The organism is Natronorubrum sulfidifaciens JCM 14089 (assembly GCF_000337735.1).
GTDB lineage: Archaea > Halobacteriota > Halobacteria > Halobacteriales > Natrialbaceae > Natronorubrum > Natronorubrum sulfidifaciens.
Map to the genome: position 1 here is coordinate 59,183 of NZ_AOHX01000037.1, position 16,013 is coordinate 75,195.

General features: G+C 65.0%; 18 protein-coding genes. 11 read left to right on the plus strand and 7 right to left on the minus strand.

Annotated elements, in window-relative coordinates; all coding sequences use genetic code 11:
• Positions 1 to 4 precede the first annotated feature (4 nt).
• Positions 5 to 877: a TIGR01548 family HAD-type hydrolase gene (locus C495_RS08640; RefSeq protein ID WP_049890250.1), complete on the plus strand. Its 873-nt coding sequence runs from the start codon at positions 5 to 7 to the stop codon at positions 875 to 877.
• 177 nt (positions 878 to 1,054) lie between these two features.
• The gene (locus C495_RS08645) at positions 1,055 to 2,620 is read left to right on the plus strand and encodes an FAD-dependent oxidoreductase (RefSeq protein ID WP_008161994.1); all 1,566 of its coding nucleotides are present in this window, start codon (positions 1,055 to 1,057) and stop codon (positions 2,618 to 2,620) included.
• Between the two features lie 29 nt (positions 2,621 to 2,649).
• On the opposite strand, the gene C495_RS08650 is transcribed toward C495_RS08645, so the two are convergent.
• Positions 2,650 to 3,483 carry a glycerophosphodiester phosphodiesterase gene (locus C495_RS08650; RefSeq protein WP_008161995.1) on the minus strand — a complete coding sequence of 278 codons (834 nt, stop codon included), beginning with the start codon at positions 3,481 to 3,483 and terminating at the stop codon, positions 2,650 to 2,652.
• Positions 3,484 to 3,597: 114 nt separating this feature from the next.
• Between C495_RS08650 and C495_RS08655 the strand changes: the two genes are divergently transcribed.
• The 6 genes from C495_RS08655 (at position 3,598) to npdG (ending at position 8,185) form a co-directional block, all read left to right on the plus strand.
• Positions 3,598 to 4,491: an ABC transporter ATP-binding protein gene (locus C495_RS08655; protein WP_008161996.1), complete on the plus strand. Its 894-nt coding sequence runs from the start codon at positions 3,598 to 3,600 to the stop codon at positions 4,489 to 4,491.
• Positions 4,491 to 5,273 (plus strand): ABC transporter permease subunit, encoded by a 783-nt coding sequence (locus C495_RS08660; RefSeq protein ID WP_008161997.1) that lies wholly within the window; start codon positions 4,491 to 4,493, stop codon positions 5,271 to 5,273. Before C495_RS08655 ends, C495_RS08660 begins: the two co-directional genes overlap by 1 nt.
• Before the next feature lies 1 nt (position 5,274).
• Positions 5,275 to 6,057 (plus strand): ABC transporter permease, encoded by a 783-nt coding sequence (locus C495_RS08665; protein ID WP_008161998.1) that lies wholly within the window; start codon positions 5,275 to 5,277, stop codon positions 6,055 to 6,057.
• A 62-nt stretch (positions 6,058 to 6,119) separates the two neighbouring features.
• Positions 6,120 to 7,103, plus strand: a complete 984-nt coding sequence (locus C495_RS08670) for a hypothetical protein (RefSeq protein ID WP_193788010.1) — start codon at positions 6,120 to 6,122, stop codon at positions 7,101 to 7,103.
• Between the two features lie 9 nt (positions 7,104 to 7,112).
• Positions 7,113 to 7,430, plus strand: coding sequence for a hypothetical protein (locus C495_RS08675; RefSeq protein WP_008162000.1), 318 nt, complete (start codon positions 7,113 to 7,115; stop codon positions 7,428 to 7,430).
• Positions 7,431 to 7,516: 86 nt separating this feature from the next.
• Positions 7,517 to 8,185: an NADPH-dependent F420 reductase gene (gene npdG / locus C495_RS08680; protein ID WP_008162001.1), complete on the plus strand. Its 669-nt coding sequence runs from the start codon at positions 7,517 to 7,519 to the stop codon at positions 8,183 to 8,185.
• A gap of 100 nt (positions 8,186 to 8,285) precedes the next feature.
• Here the strand turns inward: npdG and C495_RS08685 are convergent, their stop codons facing one another.
• Complete coding sequence (locus C495_RS08685) at positions 8,286 to 9,014, minus strand: Yip1 family protein (protein ID WP_008162002.1); 729 nt, start codon at positions 9,012 to 9,014, stop codon at positions 8,286 to 8,288.
• Positions 9,015 to 9,125: 111 nt separating this feature from the next.
• Here C495_RS08685 and C495_RS08690 point away from each other — a divergent pair, with 111 nt between their 5' ends.
• A complete protein-coding gene (locus C495_RS08690) occupies positions 9,126 to 10,076 on the plus strand; it encodes a cobalamin-binding protein (protein WP_008162009.1) in 951 nt (316 codons plus the stop codon).
• Positions 10,077 to 10,083: 7 nt separating this feature from the next.
• Entirely contained in the window at positions 10,084 to 10,512 is a 429-nt protein-coding gene (locus C495_RS08695; protein ID WP_008162010.1) for a desampylase, read from the plus strand.
• Between the two features lie 13 nt (positions 10,513 to 10,525).
• On the opposite strand, the gene C495_RS08700 is transcribed toward C495_RS08695, so the two are convergent.
• From C495_RS08700 to C495_RS08720, 5 genes are all read right to left on the minus strand, one after another.
• A complete protein-coding gene (locus C495_RS08700) occupies positions 10,526 to 12,010 on the minus strand; it encodes a sulfatase-like hydrolase/transferase (RefSeq protein WP_008162011.1) in 1,485 nt (494 codons plus the stop codon).
• A 67-nt stretch (positions 12,011 to 12,077) separates the two neighbouring features.
• The gene (gene hisS, locus C495_RS08705) at positions 12,078 to 13,376 is read right to left on the minus strand and encodes a histidine--tRNA ligase (RefSeq protein WP_008162012.1); all 1,299 of its coding nucleotides are present in this window, start codon (positions 13,374 to 13,376) and stop codon (positions 12,078 to 12,080) included.
• Positions 13,377 to 13,462: 86 nt separating this feature from the next.
• Positions 13,463 to 14,059 (minus strand): DUF7411 family protein, encoded by a 597-nt coding sequence (locus C495_RS08710; RefSeq protein ID WP_008162013.1) that lies wholly within the window; start codon positions 14,057 to 14,059, stop codon positions 13,463 to 13,465.
• Positions 14,059 to 14,409: a DNA-binding protein gene (locus C495_RS08715; protein WP_008162016.1), complete on the minus strand. Its 351-nt coding sequence runs from the start codon at positions 14,407 to 14,409 to the stop codon at positions 14,059 to 14,061. Before C495_RS08715 ends, C495_RS08710 begins: the two co-directional genes overlap by 1 nt.
• 103 nt (positions 14,410 to 14,512) lie before the next feature.
• Positions 14,513 to 14,968, minus strand: a complete 456-nt coding sequence (locus tag C495_RS08720) for a 30S ribosomal protein S19e (RefSeq protein ID WP_008162018.1) — start codon at positions 14,966 to 14,968, stop codon at positions 14,513 to 14,515.
• Between the two features lie 121 nt (positions 14,969 to 15,089).
• On the opposite strand from C495_RS08720, the gene thiL reads away from it, so the two are divergent.
• On the plus strand, positions 15,090 to 15,977 hold the full coding sequence (gene thiL / locus C495_RS08725) for a thiamine-phosphate kinase (protein WP_008162020.1): 888 nt from the start codon (positions 15,090 to 15,092) through the stop codon (positions 15,975 to 15,977).
• The last annotated feature ends 36 nt before the right edge of the window (positions 15,978 to 16,013 follow it).

The following is a 16,013-nucleotide window of genomic DNA, read 5'->3' on the forward strand; positions in this document are numbered from 1 at the left end:
GACCATCCGTGCCGATGCCGTCGTCCTCGATATCGACGGCGTGCTCGTCGACGTCGCCGACTCCTATCGCCGCGCAATCGTCGAGTCCATCGACCGCGTCTACGACCGAACGATCCGCAAAGCCGACATCCAGCTGTTCAAAGACGCCGGTGGCTTCAACAACGACTGGGAGCTGACGTATGCGGCTGCGTTGTACATCCTCGCGACGGCCGAGGGGTACGACGAGTCGATCGAGACCTTTACCGACGCCATCGCCGAGAACGGCGGCGGCCTCGAGGCAGCCGAAGCCGCGGTTCGCGACGAACTCGGCGCACGGGCGACCCAGCGTGTGACCGATCGCCTTGATTGTGAGCGGCTCCGTGACGTCTTCCAGCAGCTGTATCTCGGTGCCGAACTCTATCGCGGCCTCGAGGGCGACGAACCCGACATCGAGAGTCGAGGCTTCATCCACGACGAACCCCTGTTGCTCGACGACGAGACGCGCACGGCGTTGCTCGAGGGCTACGACGTCGGCGTCGTGACCGGCCGGCCGGAGGCCGAAGCCGAGATCGCCCTCGAGCGCGTCGGCCTCGAGGCCGCGATCCCGGTCGACCGTCGGTTCACGATGGACGACTGGGAGGAGGGCAAGCCACACCCAAAGGCGCTGGTGACACTCGCCGAGCGATTCGACGCTGAGACCGTCGTGTTCGTCGGCGACACCTTAGACGACATCCGAACGGCTACCAACGCCGACGAGACCGACCCCGACCGCTCTTATTACGGGGTCGGTGTGCTCACCGGCGGGCTCACGGGCGAGGCGGGACGACGGAAGTACGACGATGCGAACGCCGCGGCCGTCCTCGAGTCGATCACCGAGTTGCCGGCACTGCTCGAGTAACACCGTCAACGCCCCGGACCACTCGAGTCACGGTCGACACAGCCGGTCTGTGAGACGGATTGCTGTCCCGATGCCGGGATATGGGGTCGCCGGAACTGACGGACGGCGATCCGTCTCGGCCGTCGACGGCTGCCCAGCCCTTTTTGCCGGCTGCTGGTGTAGCTCGCTGCAGTTCCCATGGCCGACCGCTCTGCAAGCAGCGACCTTCCCGGCGAACCGACGTCGATCTGGCTCGCGAGCACGCTCGAGGACGGTCGCGGCGACACGGACCGTCGATCACGGACGGCTCCACCCGACACGCGGCTCACGACGAATCGGTCGGTTGACGTCTGCGTCGTCGGGGCTGGCATCGCCGGGCTCTCGACGGCGCTTGAACTCTCCGATCGGGGGGAGTCGGTCGCCGTCCTCGAACGTGATCGCGTGGCAACGGGGATGACGGGCAAGTCGACGGCGAAGCTGACCAGCCAACACGGGATGATCTACGACCACCTGCGCCGGGAGTTCGGCCGCCGGCAGGCACGTCAGTACGCGCAGGCACAAGAGGACGCGATCGACGAGGTCGAACGCCGAATCGACGAGTTGGGGATCGAGTGCGGGTTCGAACGCCAGCCGTCGTATCTCTACGGGAACGAACCCGACGGGATTCAGCGCGAAACCGATGCTGCACAGGCTGCCGGACTCGAGGCGACATACGTGACCTCGGTGCCGCCGTTCGAACGGGCGCAGGCGGCCGTCAGATTCGACGAACAGGCGTGGTTTCATCCCCGACGCTATCTGCTCGGAATCGCCGACGAACTCCGACGCAACGAGGACGCGGCCGTCTACGAACACACTCGAGTGACGGATATCGAGCCGGGGCGGCCGTGTCGCGTCCACACGCGTGCAGCGACGGTGGTGGCCCGACGGGTCGTCCTCGCGACGGGGTTTCCGTTCCTCGATCGGGCGGGCTACTTCGCCCGGATGCATCCGACACGCTCTTACGTGCTCGCGCTTCGCCTCGACGGCGTGCCGCCCGAGGGGATGTACTACCGGCCGGGGGACACCTCTCGGTCGGTTCGAACCCATCGCGGCTCCGACGGCACGCTCGTGCTCGTCGGCGGCGAGAGCCACAAGACGGGACAAGGTGGCTCGACCGCAGAACGGTATCGTCGCCTCGAGCGCTGGGCACGCGACCGGTTTCCCGTCGACACGATCGCCTACCGATGGTCGAATCAGGATTACGAACCGGCCGACAAGGTGCCGTTCGTCGGCCGTGCCGGCCCGGGCACCGAGAACGTCTTCGTCGCCACCGGCTTTCGCGGCTGGGGGATGACAAACGGTGTCGCCGCTGGCCGCCTCCTCGCTGACCTCATCACGGACATGGACCCGCCCGAACGCGACCTGTTCTCTCCGTTGCGAGTTACGCCGAAACCCTCACTCGACACGACCCTGACTGAGAACGCCGACGCCGCGAGTCAGTTCGCGACCGACTGGGCGCGAACCCTCTTGACGCCCGCTTCCGGGCCGCTCGAGCCCGGTGAGGGACGGGTCGTCCGCCGCGGCGGGAAGCCAATCGCCTGTGCCCGCGACGCCGATGGTGTCCTCCACACCGCGTCGGCGGTCTGTCCCCATCTCTCCTGTCTCGTCACGTGGAACGACGCCGAACAGAGCTGGGACTGTCCCTGCCATGGCTCACGCTTTGACCTCGACGGCACGGTGCTCGAGGGACCAGCGACGGAGGACTTGCCGACGCGACGGCCGTAGTTCGAGTCGCACCCGGACTCCGAGTGAGTTCAGTCCCCACTCGAGACCGCACCCAATCCCGGATAGTCGGCGATGATCCCGTCGACACCTGCGGCCGCCAGCTGCTCGAACTGGTGCCAGTTGGTGACCGTCCAGACGTTGACCGCCCGCCCCTCGTCGTGGGCGACCTCGAGGACGTCGATGTCGGGCTCCGCGTCGGAGAACCCGGCGTACGACGTCGTTGCCAGTCCCGTCCCAGCGATCGCGTTTCGCGGTGGGTGGATCGCCTCACAGTCGTAGCGGCGAGCGATCTCGAGGCCCGCCTCGAGGTCGTTCCAGACGAGCGTTGCGGCCGCGTATGCGGGTGCGACAGCACGGAGGGCTGCGAGTGCGCCCTCACAGAACGACGAGAAGAGGAGTTCGCCGTCGAAGCTCGCACACGCGTCGACGACGCGCTCGACGAACGGCAGCCAGACCGCACGCCGGTCGTCGCGGTCAGCCTCGGGAAGCGATTCGCCGACCCGCAACTCGCTCGTTCCGGGGGTTTTCAACTCGATGTTGACACCGACCGTCTCGGGAATCGCCTCGAGGAACTCGGTGAGTGTCGGGATCGGTTCCGCGGTGTCGAGCACTCGAGCCGTCCGAAGGTCCTCGAGGCTCGTCTCCCGGACAAGACCCGACGCGTCGGTCAGGGGGCGGCCGTTGCGACGGCCCTCGAGGCGCTCGTCGTGGATCACGACGGGTGTACCACAGGCAGCCGGCTGAACGTCGATCTCGAGCATCGCCGTCTCGTCGACCGCGGCGGCGTTGACGGCCGCGGCGACGGTGTTTTCGGGGGCGACGCCGGCGTAGCCGCGGTGGGCGATCACGATGGGTGAAACCATTGTCGAGTGAGATAGTTACAAACAGCCGGCTGTAACTGTTCCCCCGACCGTTCGGCCGCGTACACGGCAGCGTCCGTGACCCACGTTTAAGTGTCAGCACAGTGTATGATCCCCATGTCAGCCATTCGGATCGCCGACCTCACCAAGCGATACGGCGAGATCGCCGCGAACGACGGCATCTCCTTCGAGGTCGGGCGGGGCGAAATCTTCGGCTATCTCGGCCCGAACGGGGCCGGCAAGACGACGACGATCCGGCTCCTGCTTGGGCTCATCAAGCCGACGTCGGGAACGGCGGAGCTGCTCGGTGCAGATATCCGTGACCGACGGGCACTCACTGCGGCGAAAGCCGATCTCGGCTATCTGCCGGATACGCTCGGCTTCGAGGAGCGACTCACCGGGCGGGAGGCACTCGATTACTTCGCCCGGATGCGCGGCGACGACCGGCGCGACGAACTGCTTGACCTCTTTGAACCGCCGCTCGAGAAGCGGATCGAGACGTACTCGGCGGGGAACCGACGAATGCTCGGGATCGTTCAGGCGTTCATGCACGACCCGGCAGTCGCGATTCTGGACGAACCAACGGCCGGACTGGACCCGCTCAAACAGGACCGAATGCACGCCTTTCTCGAGGCCGAACGCGACGCTGGGAAGACCATCTTCTTCTCCTCACACGTCTTGAGCGAGGTCCAACGCGTCTGTGACCGCGTCGGCATCATTCGGGAGGGTGAGTTGGTCGCACTCGAGGAGATCGACGACTTGCTCGAGCGGGGCGGCAAGGAGGTTCGGGTCCAGTTGGCCGAGCCAGTCGACGAGGCGGCGTTTATCACGCCGGAGATGATCGATGTCGAGGCCGTCGACAACACGGTCCGGTTCACCTACACTGGTGAGGCCGCAGCGCTGTTGGCGCATCTCGTTCGGTTCGAGATCGACGATGTCGGTATCGGGGACCCACAGCTCGACGATATCTTCAAACACTACTACGGGGACGACGGTGCCACGGAGGACTGATGACGGCCATCCTTCGCAACGAGTCGAGAACGCTCCTCCGTGGGACGATCACCCTGACCGGGCTGCTCGTCTTGCTCTCGGCGTTTCTCCTCGTCGTGTTCCCGAGCATTCAGGAAGAGGCGGCGCTGTTCGAGGCGGTGTATCCGGAGTATCTCCTCTTGATGCTCGGGGTCGAAGAGTTGCACACGATCGAGGGGTTCGTCGGCGGCTACATCTTCCCGTTTATCTGGATCCTGCTAGCCGGACTCTACTTTGCGTACGTCAGCGCGGGCATGATCTCGAGAGACGTTCGGACGCGACAGTTGGATCTTACGCTCGCAGGGCCGGTCTCGCGCGAGTCGGTCGTCCTCCAGAAAGTGGGCGCGCTGTGGCTCCCACTGGTCGCGTTGAATCTCGGGTTGGTGGCCGTGTTACTCGTCGGGACGCCGCTTCTGGACGAGTCACTCGAGTTCGGCGCTCTCGTGATGGTTCACCTGCTCGGGATTCCCTACTTGCTGGTCTGTGCCGGCGTTGGAATCGTCTGCTCCGTCGTTTTCGACCGCGTCGAAACCGCGCAGGCGACGGCGCTGGTGGTCGTGTTCGTCCTCTGGCTGATCGATGGGCTCTCCCAACTGAACCCCGAGTACGAGTGGATCGGCAACCTCACGCCGAGTCGGTACTACGACCCGTCGGCGATCCTCGTCCACGAGGAGTACGCGTTCCTCGACGCCGGCGTTCTCCTTGCGGCGTTTCTCGTCTTGCTGGGTGTCGCCATCCTCATTTTCGTCCGGAGGGATCTCTAACATGACGGCGATCTTCCGACTCGAGTCGAGAAAGCGGATTCGGGGTTCGGTCGTGTTAGTCGCCGTCTTCGCCCTGCTGTCGGCGCTGTACTTCTCGATGTTCCCCGGCGTTCAAGACGAGATGGACGTCTTCGAGGAGGCGTTCCCGGAGTTCATGTTCGACCTGTTCGGCATCGAAGCGCTCCACACCATCGAGGGATTCATCGCCGCCGAGATCTACTCCTTTTTTTGGGTGTTGCTCGTCGCCATCTACTTCGCGTACGTCGGGGCCGGCCTGATCGCTGGCGACGTCCAGAACCGGACGATGGATCTCACGCTCTCGAATCCGGTCTCCCGTGAATCGGTCATCCTCCAGAAGGTCGCCGCACTGTGGGTTCCGCTGGTCGCCTTGAACGTCGGGGTCCCGCTCATCGTCTACGTCGGTGCGCTCGTCATCGGCGAGTCGTTCGATCCGGTCGCTCTCGCGATGGCTCACGTGCTTTCTATCCCCTATCTGCTGGTCTGTGCCGGGATCGGTCTCGTGCTCTCGGTGCTCGTCGATCACGTCCGAACCGCGAGAGCGGCGGCGCTGAGTCTGGTACTCTCCCTCTGGCTGGTCGACGGCGTCTCGAGGGTGGACCCGGAGTACGAGTGGCTCGGTGACGCCACGCCGAGTCGGTACTACGATCCGACGGCGATCCTCGTCCGCGAGGAGTACGCGGTTCTCGACGCCGCCATCCTGCTTACGGTCTTCGTCGTCCTCGTGGCCGTCGCCGTCGCCGTCTTCACTCGCCGAGATATCTGACAGTCAGTCTCCGATGAACGAAGGGCCGGGCTATATCGAAATCGGCAACGTGGGCTCTTCGCATGACACCGAGTCGACGAGCGGTGTTGGAACGTGTGGGCATGACGGTGACGATGGCGACTGTCGCCAGCGCAGGCGCTGCCACGGCCGCCACACAGGAGTCGGCTGACGATGCGCTCCCGGCGTACAGCCAGTGGCTCACGATCGACGACGGTAGCCTCGAGTTCGCCTTCGTCGATTGGGCGACCCTCGAGGCGTACGTTCGGGACGACCTCGAGACGGCCGACCCCGACGAAACGGTTCCGGCGGCGTACGAAGCGGACCCGATGATCGCGCCCGTCTCAGAGGGGGCGCTCTCGACGTACCTGTTCGTCGGACTCACGCTCGGCCAGTTCAGGCTCGGCGGGCTCCTCGACGACGGAGCGTTGGAATCGTCCGTCGAGGGACTACTTCGGACGACCGACGTGTTCGTCGTGACCGGACAGATCGACCCCGCAGCGATCGACGAACAGGTCACGGCCGAACCGGAAGCCGAGTTCATCAGGCAACTCGAGCGGACGGCTGAGATCGACGGCTACGACGTCTACACGCCGGTTGCCGACGACACTGACGCGGCGATCGCCGTCGGCGACGAAGCGCTCGTGATCGCCACCGGCGAGGACGTCGATACAGCCGACGACCCGAGGGCCGGACTCGACCGAGCGATCGAGGCGTCGACGGGGACCGTCGACCGGGCGACGGATTCCTCCGAGGCGTTCGCGTGGACCCTCGAGCGCGCTGGCGATGGCGACGTCGTCGTCGGGCAGTACGGCGACGGCGGCGCGCTCGTCGACTTCGCATCCGACGGACTCGAGGACGCCGAGAGCATCGTCTCGTCGCTTGCTGTCGAAGACGAGGAAACCTCGACCGGCGATTTCGCGGCAGTCATCGACGACCCCGATACGGCGACACTCGAGGCCGTCCTCGGTGCTTCGGCGGACGAGCGCTCGCTCGATATCGCAGACGACCGCGTGACGGCCACTGGGACGTGGCGAGAACTCGACTGACGGCCACTGATGTCGAACCCGACGACTGCCGGCCCAGTCCTCACGACGCTCGCACTCGAAGCCCGTTCGATGCCCGAACCCACGCTCGAAGACGTCGAACACAGCCTCGACCGGGCGACGGATCTCGAGACCGAGGCCGCCGTCGCCGCGTTACAGACGGCCCGTCAGGATCTCACAGCCCTCGAGGGAGAGCCAACCGTCGACGAAACCCGCCGACAGGAACTCGCGACGACGCTCGAGCAGCGGCTTCGCGAGGTGAAAAACCGTGAGGCCTACGACAGCGCGTTCGGTGCGGCGATGAATCCGGACGACGAGGACGCACCGTAGGCTGTCTGCCGGTGGCCCCGGCGAGAACCCGGCGAGATCGGCCGCCCTCCCACCCTTTTATTCGGCTGCCGTCCCGAGTGTCGGACATGCGAATCGCACTACTCGGCGGAACCGGCGACATCGGACAGGGACTGGCCCTGCGCTTTGCGCTCGAGACGGACCACGAGGTCCTCATCGGCTCTCGAGACCCCGAAAAGGCCCGCGAGGCAGCCGAAGACTACGAGGCCGAACTCGAAGCGCGCGGTGTTGATGCGAACATCAAAGGCTTCAAAAACGGAATGGCGGCCGACCGATCCGATATCGTCGTCCTCAGCGTCCCACCGTACCACGTCGGCGACACGATCGAGGCCGTCGAAGACCGTCTCGACGAGGAGACGATTCTGGTTACCCCCGCGGTCGGGATGAAAGGCGACGAAGATGGCCTGCATTATCACCCACCGGGGACGGGCAGCGTCACCGAACTCGTCGCCGAGCGCGCCCCCGACGAGGTACCCGTCGTCGGTGCGTTCCACAATCTCGCAGCCGACGCGCTCGCGGACCTCGACACCGACCTCGATCTCGACACCCTGTTAGTTGCAAACGACGCTGACGCCAAAGAGACCGTCCGCAATCTCACGAACGAGATCGAGGGACTGCGCGCACTCGATGTCGGCCCGCTGGCCAACGCTGCCGAGGTCGAAAGCGTCACCCCCCTCGTGATCAACATCGCGAAGTACAACGAGGACCTCCACGACGTCGGCGTGAAGTTCCACTAGCATCTGAAATATTTTTGTCGTCGTCTGATACAAGAGTGGGGCTGAGACGCCCCGAACCCGGCGACCCTGGTTCCTGAACGGTTGTGTCAGAGCTGGGCCACTACAGGAGACCGAACAGGCCGAACAGTCCCAGTGGAACGCCGACGCTCACCGCAGCCGCCGCTCGAGAGAGCTCTGCTTCCCGCCTCAGTCCGCCGGTGAGCAGGTACCACTGCCAGCCGAGTGTGGCGAGCGACGCCAGCACGAACACGGGTTGTATCGACGCGAGCGCTGCTTCTAGTACGGTTACTGCCCGGTCGGGATCAGTGATCGTCATGTCCTCGAGAGCGATTCGTAACCCGAGGAGTCCGACTGCGAGTCGGAAAAACTCTGGAACTGCCGCCCAGCCGGCGAGCGAAAGCGAGCCCGCAAACGACGGCCCCCCGTTCGCAAGCCGTCCGGCTCCGAACAGCACCACGCCCCCAACGAGCCAGAGTACGAACGGGCCGATCAGTGCCATCCAGAGGTAGTCATACGCTGCTTCCTGAACCATCGAACCCATATCACGCTCGATCGTTTCGGGTTCGTCACAGTCCATCGCTTCGTCCATCATCTCCCCTTGCATGTCACAGATCGGTTCGGGCGGGCGATCCGGATTATCCATCGTCACCGTCCCGTCGACTGAACCAGCGAGCATCGCTCCGACGAGCAGGATCGAACCGACGAAACAGAGCGCGAGCAGCGTGACGATTCCCGCCGCAATGGGGAGCGTTTCGGCTGGTGGTCGCTCGTCGAAGAACGTCGCCGGCGATAGGAGGAGTTGTTTGAGGCTGCGACTGGTGGGGACCATTTCTCCCTGCTGTTTTTACCACAGCGGTAAGTGTTTTTCTTCGTAGGTCTGCGATACGGTTCTATCCGAGAGAAGCCGCTGTTTTTGATCATGCACCACCAACGATTAGCCATGCGAATCGTTACGACGCTTCCTTCGGCGACCGAAACCGTCGCCGCCCTCGACCTCGAGCCGGCGGCCGTCTCCCACGAATGTGACCACCCACCCGGCATCGAATCGCTCCCGTCGGTCACGGCCTCGAGAATCGACACCGACGGCTCGAGTGCCGAGATCGACAGTCAGGTGCTCGAGACTGCCGATGACGGAGGCGTCTACGACGTCGACACCGAACTGCTCGCGGAGCTCGACCCCGAGCTGATCGTCACGCAGGGGATGTGTGACGTCTGTGCGGTCGACGAGACGGTCATCACCGAGGCCGTCGACGCGCTCGATACGAACCCGGAAATCCTGACGACTGACCCCCACCGCGTTTCCGACGTTCTCGACGACCTCGAGCGAGTCGGCCACGCGACGGGCCGCGAGAAACGCGCCAGCGAGGTGCGGGCCGACCTCGAGTCCCGAATCGACGCGATCCAAGCACGAACGGCCGACCTCAAGGCCGACGACCGGCCACGGGTCGCCATCTTCGACTGGACCGACCCCGCCATGATCGCGGGCCACTGGACGGCCGACCTCGTCGAGTGGGCCGGCGGCACGTACGGGCTGGCCGACGCCGGCGAGCGCTCGCGGCCCCGCGAGTGGGAGGAGATCCGCGAATACGACCCGGAACTCGTGATCGTCGCCCCCTGTGGCTTCGGCCTCGAGCAGGTCGCCGCCAACGCGGCGGATCTTACCGACCGCGAGGGCTGGGACGAGCTTACCGCAGTCGAAAACGGTCGCGTCTGGGCGATGGACGGCGATCACTACCTCAACCGGCCCGGCCCGCGGCTGGTCGACACCCTCGAGGCGCTGGCCCCGATCGTCCAGCCCGACATCTTCGACGAGGAGACGCCGCCGGAATCGCTTTCGGAGATCGCGGTTCCGTTCGAGACGCTTTTGGATCGACTCGAGGCAGACGCCTAACTAGCTGATGACACTCGATCCCGAACTCGTCGTTCCGACCGCCGTTCGTGACGCAATCCTCGAGCGCACCCGCGACGGCCACCCCGAGGAGATCTGTGGGGTCTTTGGCGGCGAATACGACCCCGACGGGCGAAGTCGCGCTCGCTCGCAGTACCCAGCCGCAAACGTCGCCGAGACGCCACGAACGCGCTACCGGATCGACCCGGAGGCCCAACTCGAGATTTTCGAGCGCCTCGAAGAGCGCGGCGAGGAGATCGTCGGCTTCTATCACTCTCACCCCCGCGGGCCGCCACGGCCAAGCGAGACCGACGTCGCGCAGGCGACCTGGCCGGATCGCTCGTATCTGATCGTCTCGCTCGAGCCACGCGAGGTCGGCTCGTGGCGCTGGCGGGCCGCCGACGACCGATTCGAACGTGAGGCTGTCGTCCTCGAGTGACGGACGATGCGGCTCAGTCCTCGTTTGCGGCTCGGAGCACGTCCGGGACCCAGCCCTGATTCGGATCGTCCGTTTTTTTCATCCACCCGATGAGTCGCTCTCGAAGATCCCGTCGAACGTCCGTATAGCCCGGGTGGTCGATTAGATTTTGGAGTTCGGCGGGATCGGCCTCGAGATCGTACAGTTCGTCGATATCCGGCCCGTTGTAGACGTACTTGTATCGCGCTGTGCGGACCATTCGCTGGGTGTAGAGGCCGAACTCGTCGCCGTGGTACTGGGCGAAGACGGCGGTGGGCCACGTCGCCGGCACCTGCTCGGAGTCGCCGCCGGACTCGAGCAAGGGCACGATGCACCGAGCGTCGAAGGCGTCCGGGACCGCCACGTCACCGATCTCGAGGAACGTCGCCGCGAGGTCGTGGAGATGAACGGGAGCGTCACAGACCGATCCCGGGTCGGTGACGCCGGGCCAGCGAACCTGCAGCGGGATTCGATAGGTGTCGTCGTACATCAGCGGTCCCTTGTTGAACTGTCGGTGGCCGCCGGCGAAGTCGCCGTGATCCGAGGCGTGGACGACGACCGTCTCCTCGGCGAGGCCGTTTCGCTCGAGCGCCTCGAGCACGCGCTCGAGTTGGTCGTCGAGCATCGTCACGAAGCCCCAGTACTTCGCGATGGCTTCAGCCCAGAGCTCCCAGTCGAATCCGGTGACGCCGCGATAGGAGAGGTAGTTTTCATGCACCCGTGGTTTCCCGTCGTAGGTCTCGGCGTAGCTTTCGGGGCGCTCGATCTCGTCGGGATCGTACATCGAGGCGTACGGCTCGGGGACGACGTAGGGATGGTGGGGCCCGTAGAAATCGGCTCGGTGGAAAAACGGCTCGTCTCGGTCGCGCTCGGCGTGGGCGTCGATCGCCTCGATCGTTTTCTCGGCGAGAAACCAGGCGCGGGTCTCTTTGACGTCGATCGGCGTTTTCGCCGCGACGAACGTTCCCTCGGTGCTGTCTCGCGGGTTCGTTCCCGTGTAGATCTCCTCCTCGAGTTCGACCGCTTTGATCGGCTCGCCGCGCTCACGGCGATACTCGCGGAACGCGTCGTCGATGTCGTCGTGGTGGACGTCACTGCCGCCGAGATACGAGAAACCGAACTCCTCGGGGGTCTGGTCGCGGCCGACGTGCCACTTGCCGACGTAGCTCAGATCGTAGCCGTGTTCGGCCAACTGTTCGGAGAACGTGGGGTGGTCGGACGGAAGGTTCGGCTGAATCGAGTCGGCCTCGTGGCTGTTGTTCAACATTCCGTGACTGTGCGGATACCGGCCGGTCAGCAACGATGCGCGGGCGCTCGTACAGATGCTGATCGGCGTAAACGCGTGTGTAAAGCGCATCCCCTCGCTCGAGAGCCGATCCATCGTCGGCGTCTCGACGGGCGGCCCCTCGGGCGCGCTACAGTCGTATCGTTCCTGATCGGTGAGCACAAAGAGGACGTTCGGGCGATCGGCGTCGGCCATCGGGGGTCGTACACCGACGCCGTAGTTAATGCTGGGGCCTGCTTCGGGCCGCGTTACATCATCGCGCTCACTCGAGGTCGTCGAACGTCGGCCGCTCGAGGTCGCCGGGGAACGAGTCAACTGGAACCTGCGCTTGGTCGCCGGATTCCATGTCTTTGATCGTGACCTCGTCGTTCTCTAAGTCCTGCTCGCCGACGATAACGACCGTCTCGGCGTTGATCGAGTCGGCGTAGTTGAGTTGTGCGCCAAAGGAGCGACCGGCGACATCGGTTTCGACGACGTGGCCACGGTCGCGGAGGTCGCGGACAATCCGGGCCGCCTCGGGCCGCGTGTCGCCGATCTGGAGGACGTAGTAGTCGGTCGTCACTTCCTCTTCGGGCCAGACGCCCGCGCGCTGCATCAGGAGGGGCAGGGTCGCGTGGCCCGGTGCGACGCCGACCGCGGGCGTCGGCTGGCCGCCGAAGCCTTCGATGAGGTCGTCGTAACGGCCGCCGCCGAAGATCGACCGCGAGACCTCGCCCGCGGAGTCGAAACACTCGAAGACGACGCCGGTGTAGTAATCGAGTCCGCGCGCGGTCTCGAGGGAGATCGTACAGTACTCACGCGCGCCGAAGTCCTCAGCGGCCTCGAGGACGTTCTGGAGGTTCTCGACGGCTGCCGTGACGCGCTCGGTGTCGGCAAAGGCCTTGACTTCCTCGAGGTCGCCGCCGGCGATGAGGTCGTCGAATTCGACGGCCTGATCCGCCGAGAGGCCGGCCCCGATCAGCAGGTCGTGGTACTCGACCTGAGAGATCTTGTCACTCTTATCGACTGCGCGGATGGCCGCCTCGGTATCGACGTCGGCCTCGTAGCTCTCGAGGACGCCCTCCAGAATGTCTCGGTGGGAGATGCGGAACTCGAAGTGCTCGCCGGTCAGCCCCAACCCAGTCAGTGCGTCGGCGGCCCAAGCGAGGATTTCGGCGTCGGCTTCAGGCTCCTCGGAGCCGAAGATGTCGACGTTGGTCTGGTAGAACTCCCGCTGGCGGCCCTGCTGGACCTGCTCGTAGCGCCAGAACGGCCGCGTCGAGAACCACTTGATCGGCTTCGAAAGTGCCTGCTGTTTGGCGACGACCATCCGTGCGACCGTCGGCGTCAGCTCCGGGGTCAGCGTGACATGTCGGCCACCCTGATCCTCGAACGAGTAGAGTTCGTCGACGATGTCGTCACCGCTTTTGTCAGTCCACATCTCTGCCCGCTCGAGTGCGGGGGTGCCGATCTCGCGGAAGCCGTAGCTGCGGGCAGTGTCCTCTAAGGTGTCGATGGTCGCCCGTCTGGCGGCCATCTCTCCGGGATAGAAGTCACGAAAACCCTTGATGCCGTCGTACATGACCCAGTATTGGTGGACGGCGAACTTCTATCCTGTTATTTACTGCGTGGTGGGCGCCCGTCGCCCAGTGCGTGGCCGCGTCTCGCTCAGCCGCGGTGGACGCCGGTCACGTACGTCTGGTCGTGGTCCGGGAACAGATCACCGATCGCTGCTGGCCCGTCTTCATCGGCGATAAGCGCCCGCAGTTCCGCCTCGTAGTCGGCCCGATCGATCTCCTCGCTCGGGCCGGCAATCACCTCGAGTCGATCCTCGACCAACCGGTCGACGGCGGTGCGACCGAATCCCGACAGCGGTGCGATGTAGTCGATGTCGTGGCGGTCCTCGAGGCTTTGGGCCTGCGCTCTCGAGACCGTCGGGACGCGGTCGTCGCGTCGGGTGCCGTCGGCGATGGCGTCGAACTCTCGCTGAGCCAGTCGCTCGAGGGCGTGGAGGTGGATCTGCTGGATGCCGTTTCGCGGGAAGCCGTCCGCTCGAATGCGGTCGACGGCGTCGTGAGCGACGTCGGGGTCCAACTCGAGTCGGTCGAACGCGAAGTCGATGGCGTCGGCGGTCTCGCGGGCGTGTTTCCAGTCGTCGCTGATGCCGAAGTGGGCCGTGACGAGCGTTACGTCGTAGAACTCCTCCAAGAGAAGGGCCGCGAGCGTCGAATCCTTGCCGCCGCTGTAGAGAACGCCGAGCTCCATTAGCGGCGCTTGATGTCGAAGCTCTTCGAGTCGGGTTTGAGCTCTTGGAGGAGCTGTTTCATCTTGTCGTCGTCGATCTTCCCCTGAATGCGACCGCTGCGGGCGAGTGTGACGACCTGTCGTTCGACCTGTTCGCCGAACTGCGGCTTACTCATCTTGACCGTGTTGAGCCGCTTGCGAGCCTCGTCGGTCAGGTGCTGGCGTAGGACGGCTTGCTTTTGAGCTTCGGCCTGTTGCTGGGCCGCCTCCTGGGAGGCACCGCCTTGCTGGCCCTCTGCCTGTTCTTGGAGCTGTTCCATCTTCTTCTGACGGAGTTCCTCGAGTTTCTCCTCGTCGGGTGAACCACTCATAGCTACACACATCTACCGTCGCACGGCGGAAAATGATTACGGACGACAGTGAGCTACTGACGGCTCTCTGCGGTTGTGTCGGCGAGAAAACTGGATTCGTCGCTTACGCGTAGCGCTCGAGTTCCGGACGGTCGAGCTCTTCGAGAACGGCACCGGCGGTGTCGTCGAGCAGGCTGCGTCCTTCGGGCGTGATACGGCGACCCTCACCCTCTGCAGTCTCGACGAGGTCTTCCGCTTCGAGCTGCTGGAGGAGCGTTCGGATCAGGTTCTTCGAGCCGTCTGCGCGCTTGTCGGGGGCGACCTGATACCGGTTCGAACCGTTCTTGCCGCCGCCGTACTCCGTCGAGAGTCGCTCGACGCCAACGGGGCCGCGGTCTGCGACCTTGCGCAGGAGACTTGCGGCGCGAGTTGCCCAGAAGTCTTCCTGTTCCGGTGGGAGTTCGCGGTCGACACCGGTCTTTACGAACTTGCCCCAGTCGGGTTCGTCGAGTCGGTCCTCGAGCTCGTCGGCGAGCGCCTCGATGAGGTCGTCCGCCGGAACGTCGTACATCGTAGCCATTGGCGTGTGGTTCCCGTCCGCGGCATTTAAGAGCATCGTATCGCCGTCGGAATCCGTGTCGCACACCCACATCCACCACTCGGCCCGCATCGTTTTTCGCGCTCGAGTCGAAACGGGGTGCATGGACGAACGCGCCGCCCTGGCGCTCTTAGCGCGCGAACTCGAGTTTGCCGGCGACGACGCCGCCATCATCGACGGGCTCGTAATCACGACGGATATGCTCCACGATCGGACGGACTTCCCCGACGGCACGACCCGCTACACGGCGGGCTGGCGAGCCGTCGGCGCGTCGCTGTCGGACGTGGCTGCGATGGGGGCGGAGGCGACCGCGACCGTCGCCGCCTACGCCGCCCCCGAGTTCGATCCCGAGGAACTGCTCGGCTTCGTCCGTGGCGCACGCGATGTCTGTGAACGTGTCGACGCGAACTACGTCGGCGGTGATCTCGACGGACACGACGAGTTTACCGTGACGACGACGGCCATCGGCCACACCGACGCCCCCGTTCCGCGCAGCGGCGCTCGAGCCGGTGATCTCGTCTGTGTCACCGGGACACTCGGGCGCAGCGCCGCTGCACTCGAGTTCTTCGAACGTGGCGATGCTGCCGCCCTCGAGCGGGCAAACGAACTGTTCCGCTTCGAGCCACGCGTCGCGGCCGGGCGGACACTTGCCCCCCACGCGACGGCGATGATGGACTCGAGTGACGGCCTCGCCCGGTCGCTGCACCAACTTGCCGACGCCAGCGACTGTGGCTTTGCGATCGAGTCCGACTCGGTGCCGATCGCTGCCGCCCTCCATGAGGTCGCAACTGACGGGGACGTACTCGAGCGAGCGACAACGTTCGGCGAGGACTTCGAACTCGTCGTCACGCTACCCGAATCGGCACTCGAGGCCGTGCAGGCAGCGCTCGATGTCGATCTCACGGTACTCGGGCAAGTCACGGCCGCCGACCACGGCATTACACTCGACGGCGAGCCACTCGCGGATCGGGGCTTCACTCACGGTGAGTAGCTCCAGTGGGTGTGTGATCGTTACTAGCACTCCGTC

Coding starts and splice junctions, on each gene's coding strand:
- npdG (WP_008162001.1), top strand. CDS start 7,517: ATGCGAATCGCACTACTCGGCGGAACCGGCGACATCGGACAGGGACTG.
- C495_RS08710 (WP_008162013.1), bottom strand. CDS start 14,059: ATGGAGCTCGGCGTTCTCTACAGCGGCGGCAAGGATTCGACGCTCGCG.
- C495_RS08685 (WP_008162002.1), bottom strand. CDS start 9,014: ATGGTCCCCACCAGTCGCAGCCTCAAACAACTCCTCCTATCGCCGGCG.
- C495_RS08695 (WP_008162010.1), top strand. CDS start 10,084: ATGACACTCGATCCCGAACTCGTCGTTCCGACCGCCGTTCGTGACGCA.
- C495_RS08670 (WP_193788010.1), top strand. CDS start 6,120: ATGACACCGAGTCGACGAGCGGTGTTGGAACGTGTGGGCATGACGGTG.
- thiL (WP_008162020.1), top strand. CDS start 15,090: ATGGACGAACGCGCCGCCCTGGCGCTCTTAGCGCGCGAACTCGAGTTT.
- C495_RS08660 (WP_008161997.1), top strand. CDS start 4,491: ATGACGGCCATCCTTCGCAACGAGTCGAGAACGCTCCTCCGTGGGACG.
- C495_RS08645 (WP_008161994.1), top strand. CDS start 1,055: ATGGCCGACCGCTCTGCAAGCAGCGACCTTCCCGGCGAACCGACGTCG.
- C495_RS08720 (WP_008162018.1), bottom strand. CDS start 14,968: ATGGCTACGATGTACGACGTTCCGGCGGACGACCTCATCGAGGCGCTC.
- C495_RS08675 (WP_008162000.1), top strand. CDS start 7,113: ATGTCGAACCCGACGACTGCCGGCCCAGTCCTCACGACGCTCGCACTC.
- hisS (WP_008162012.1), bottom strand. CDS start 13,376: ATGTACGACGGCATCAAGGGTTTTCGTGACTTCTATCCCGGAGAGATG.
- C495_RS08700 (WP_008162011.1), bottom strand. CDS start 12,010: ATGGCCGACGCCGATCGCCCGAACGTCCTCTTTGTGCTCACCGATCAG.
- C495_RS08655 (WP_008161996.1), top strand. CDS start 3,598: ATGTCAGCCATTCGGATCGCCGACCTCACCAAGCGATACGGCGAGATC.
- C495_RS08715 (WP_008162016.1), bottom strand. CDS start 14,409: ATGAGTGGTTCACCCGACGAGGAGAAACTCGAGGAACTCCGTCAGAAG.
- C495_RS08665 (WP_008161998.1), top strand. CDS start 5,275: ATGACGGCGATCTTCCGACTCGAGTCGAGAAAGCGGATTCGGGGTTCG.
- C495_RS08650 (WP_008161995.1), bottom strand. CDS start 3,483: ATGGTTTCACCCATCGTGATCGCCCACCGCGGCTACGCCGGCGTCGCC.
- C495_RS08690 (WP_008162009.1), top strand. CDS start 9,126: ATGCGAATCGTTACGACGCTTCCTTCGGCGACCGAAACCGTCGCCGCC.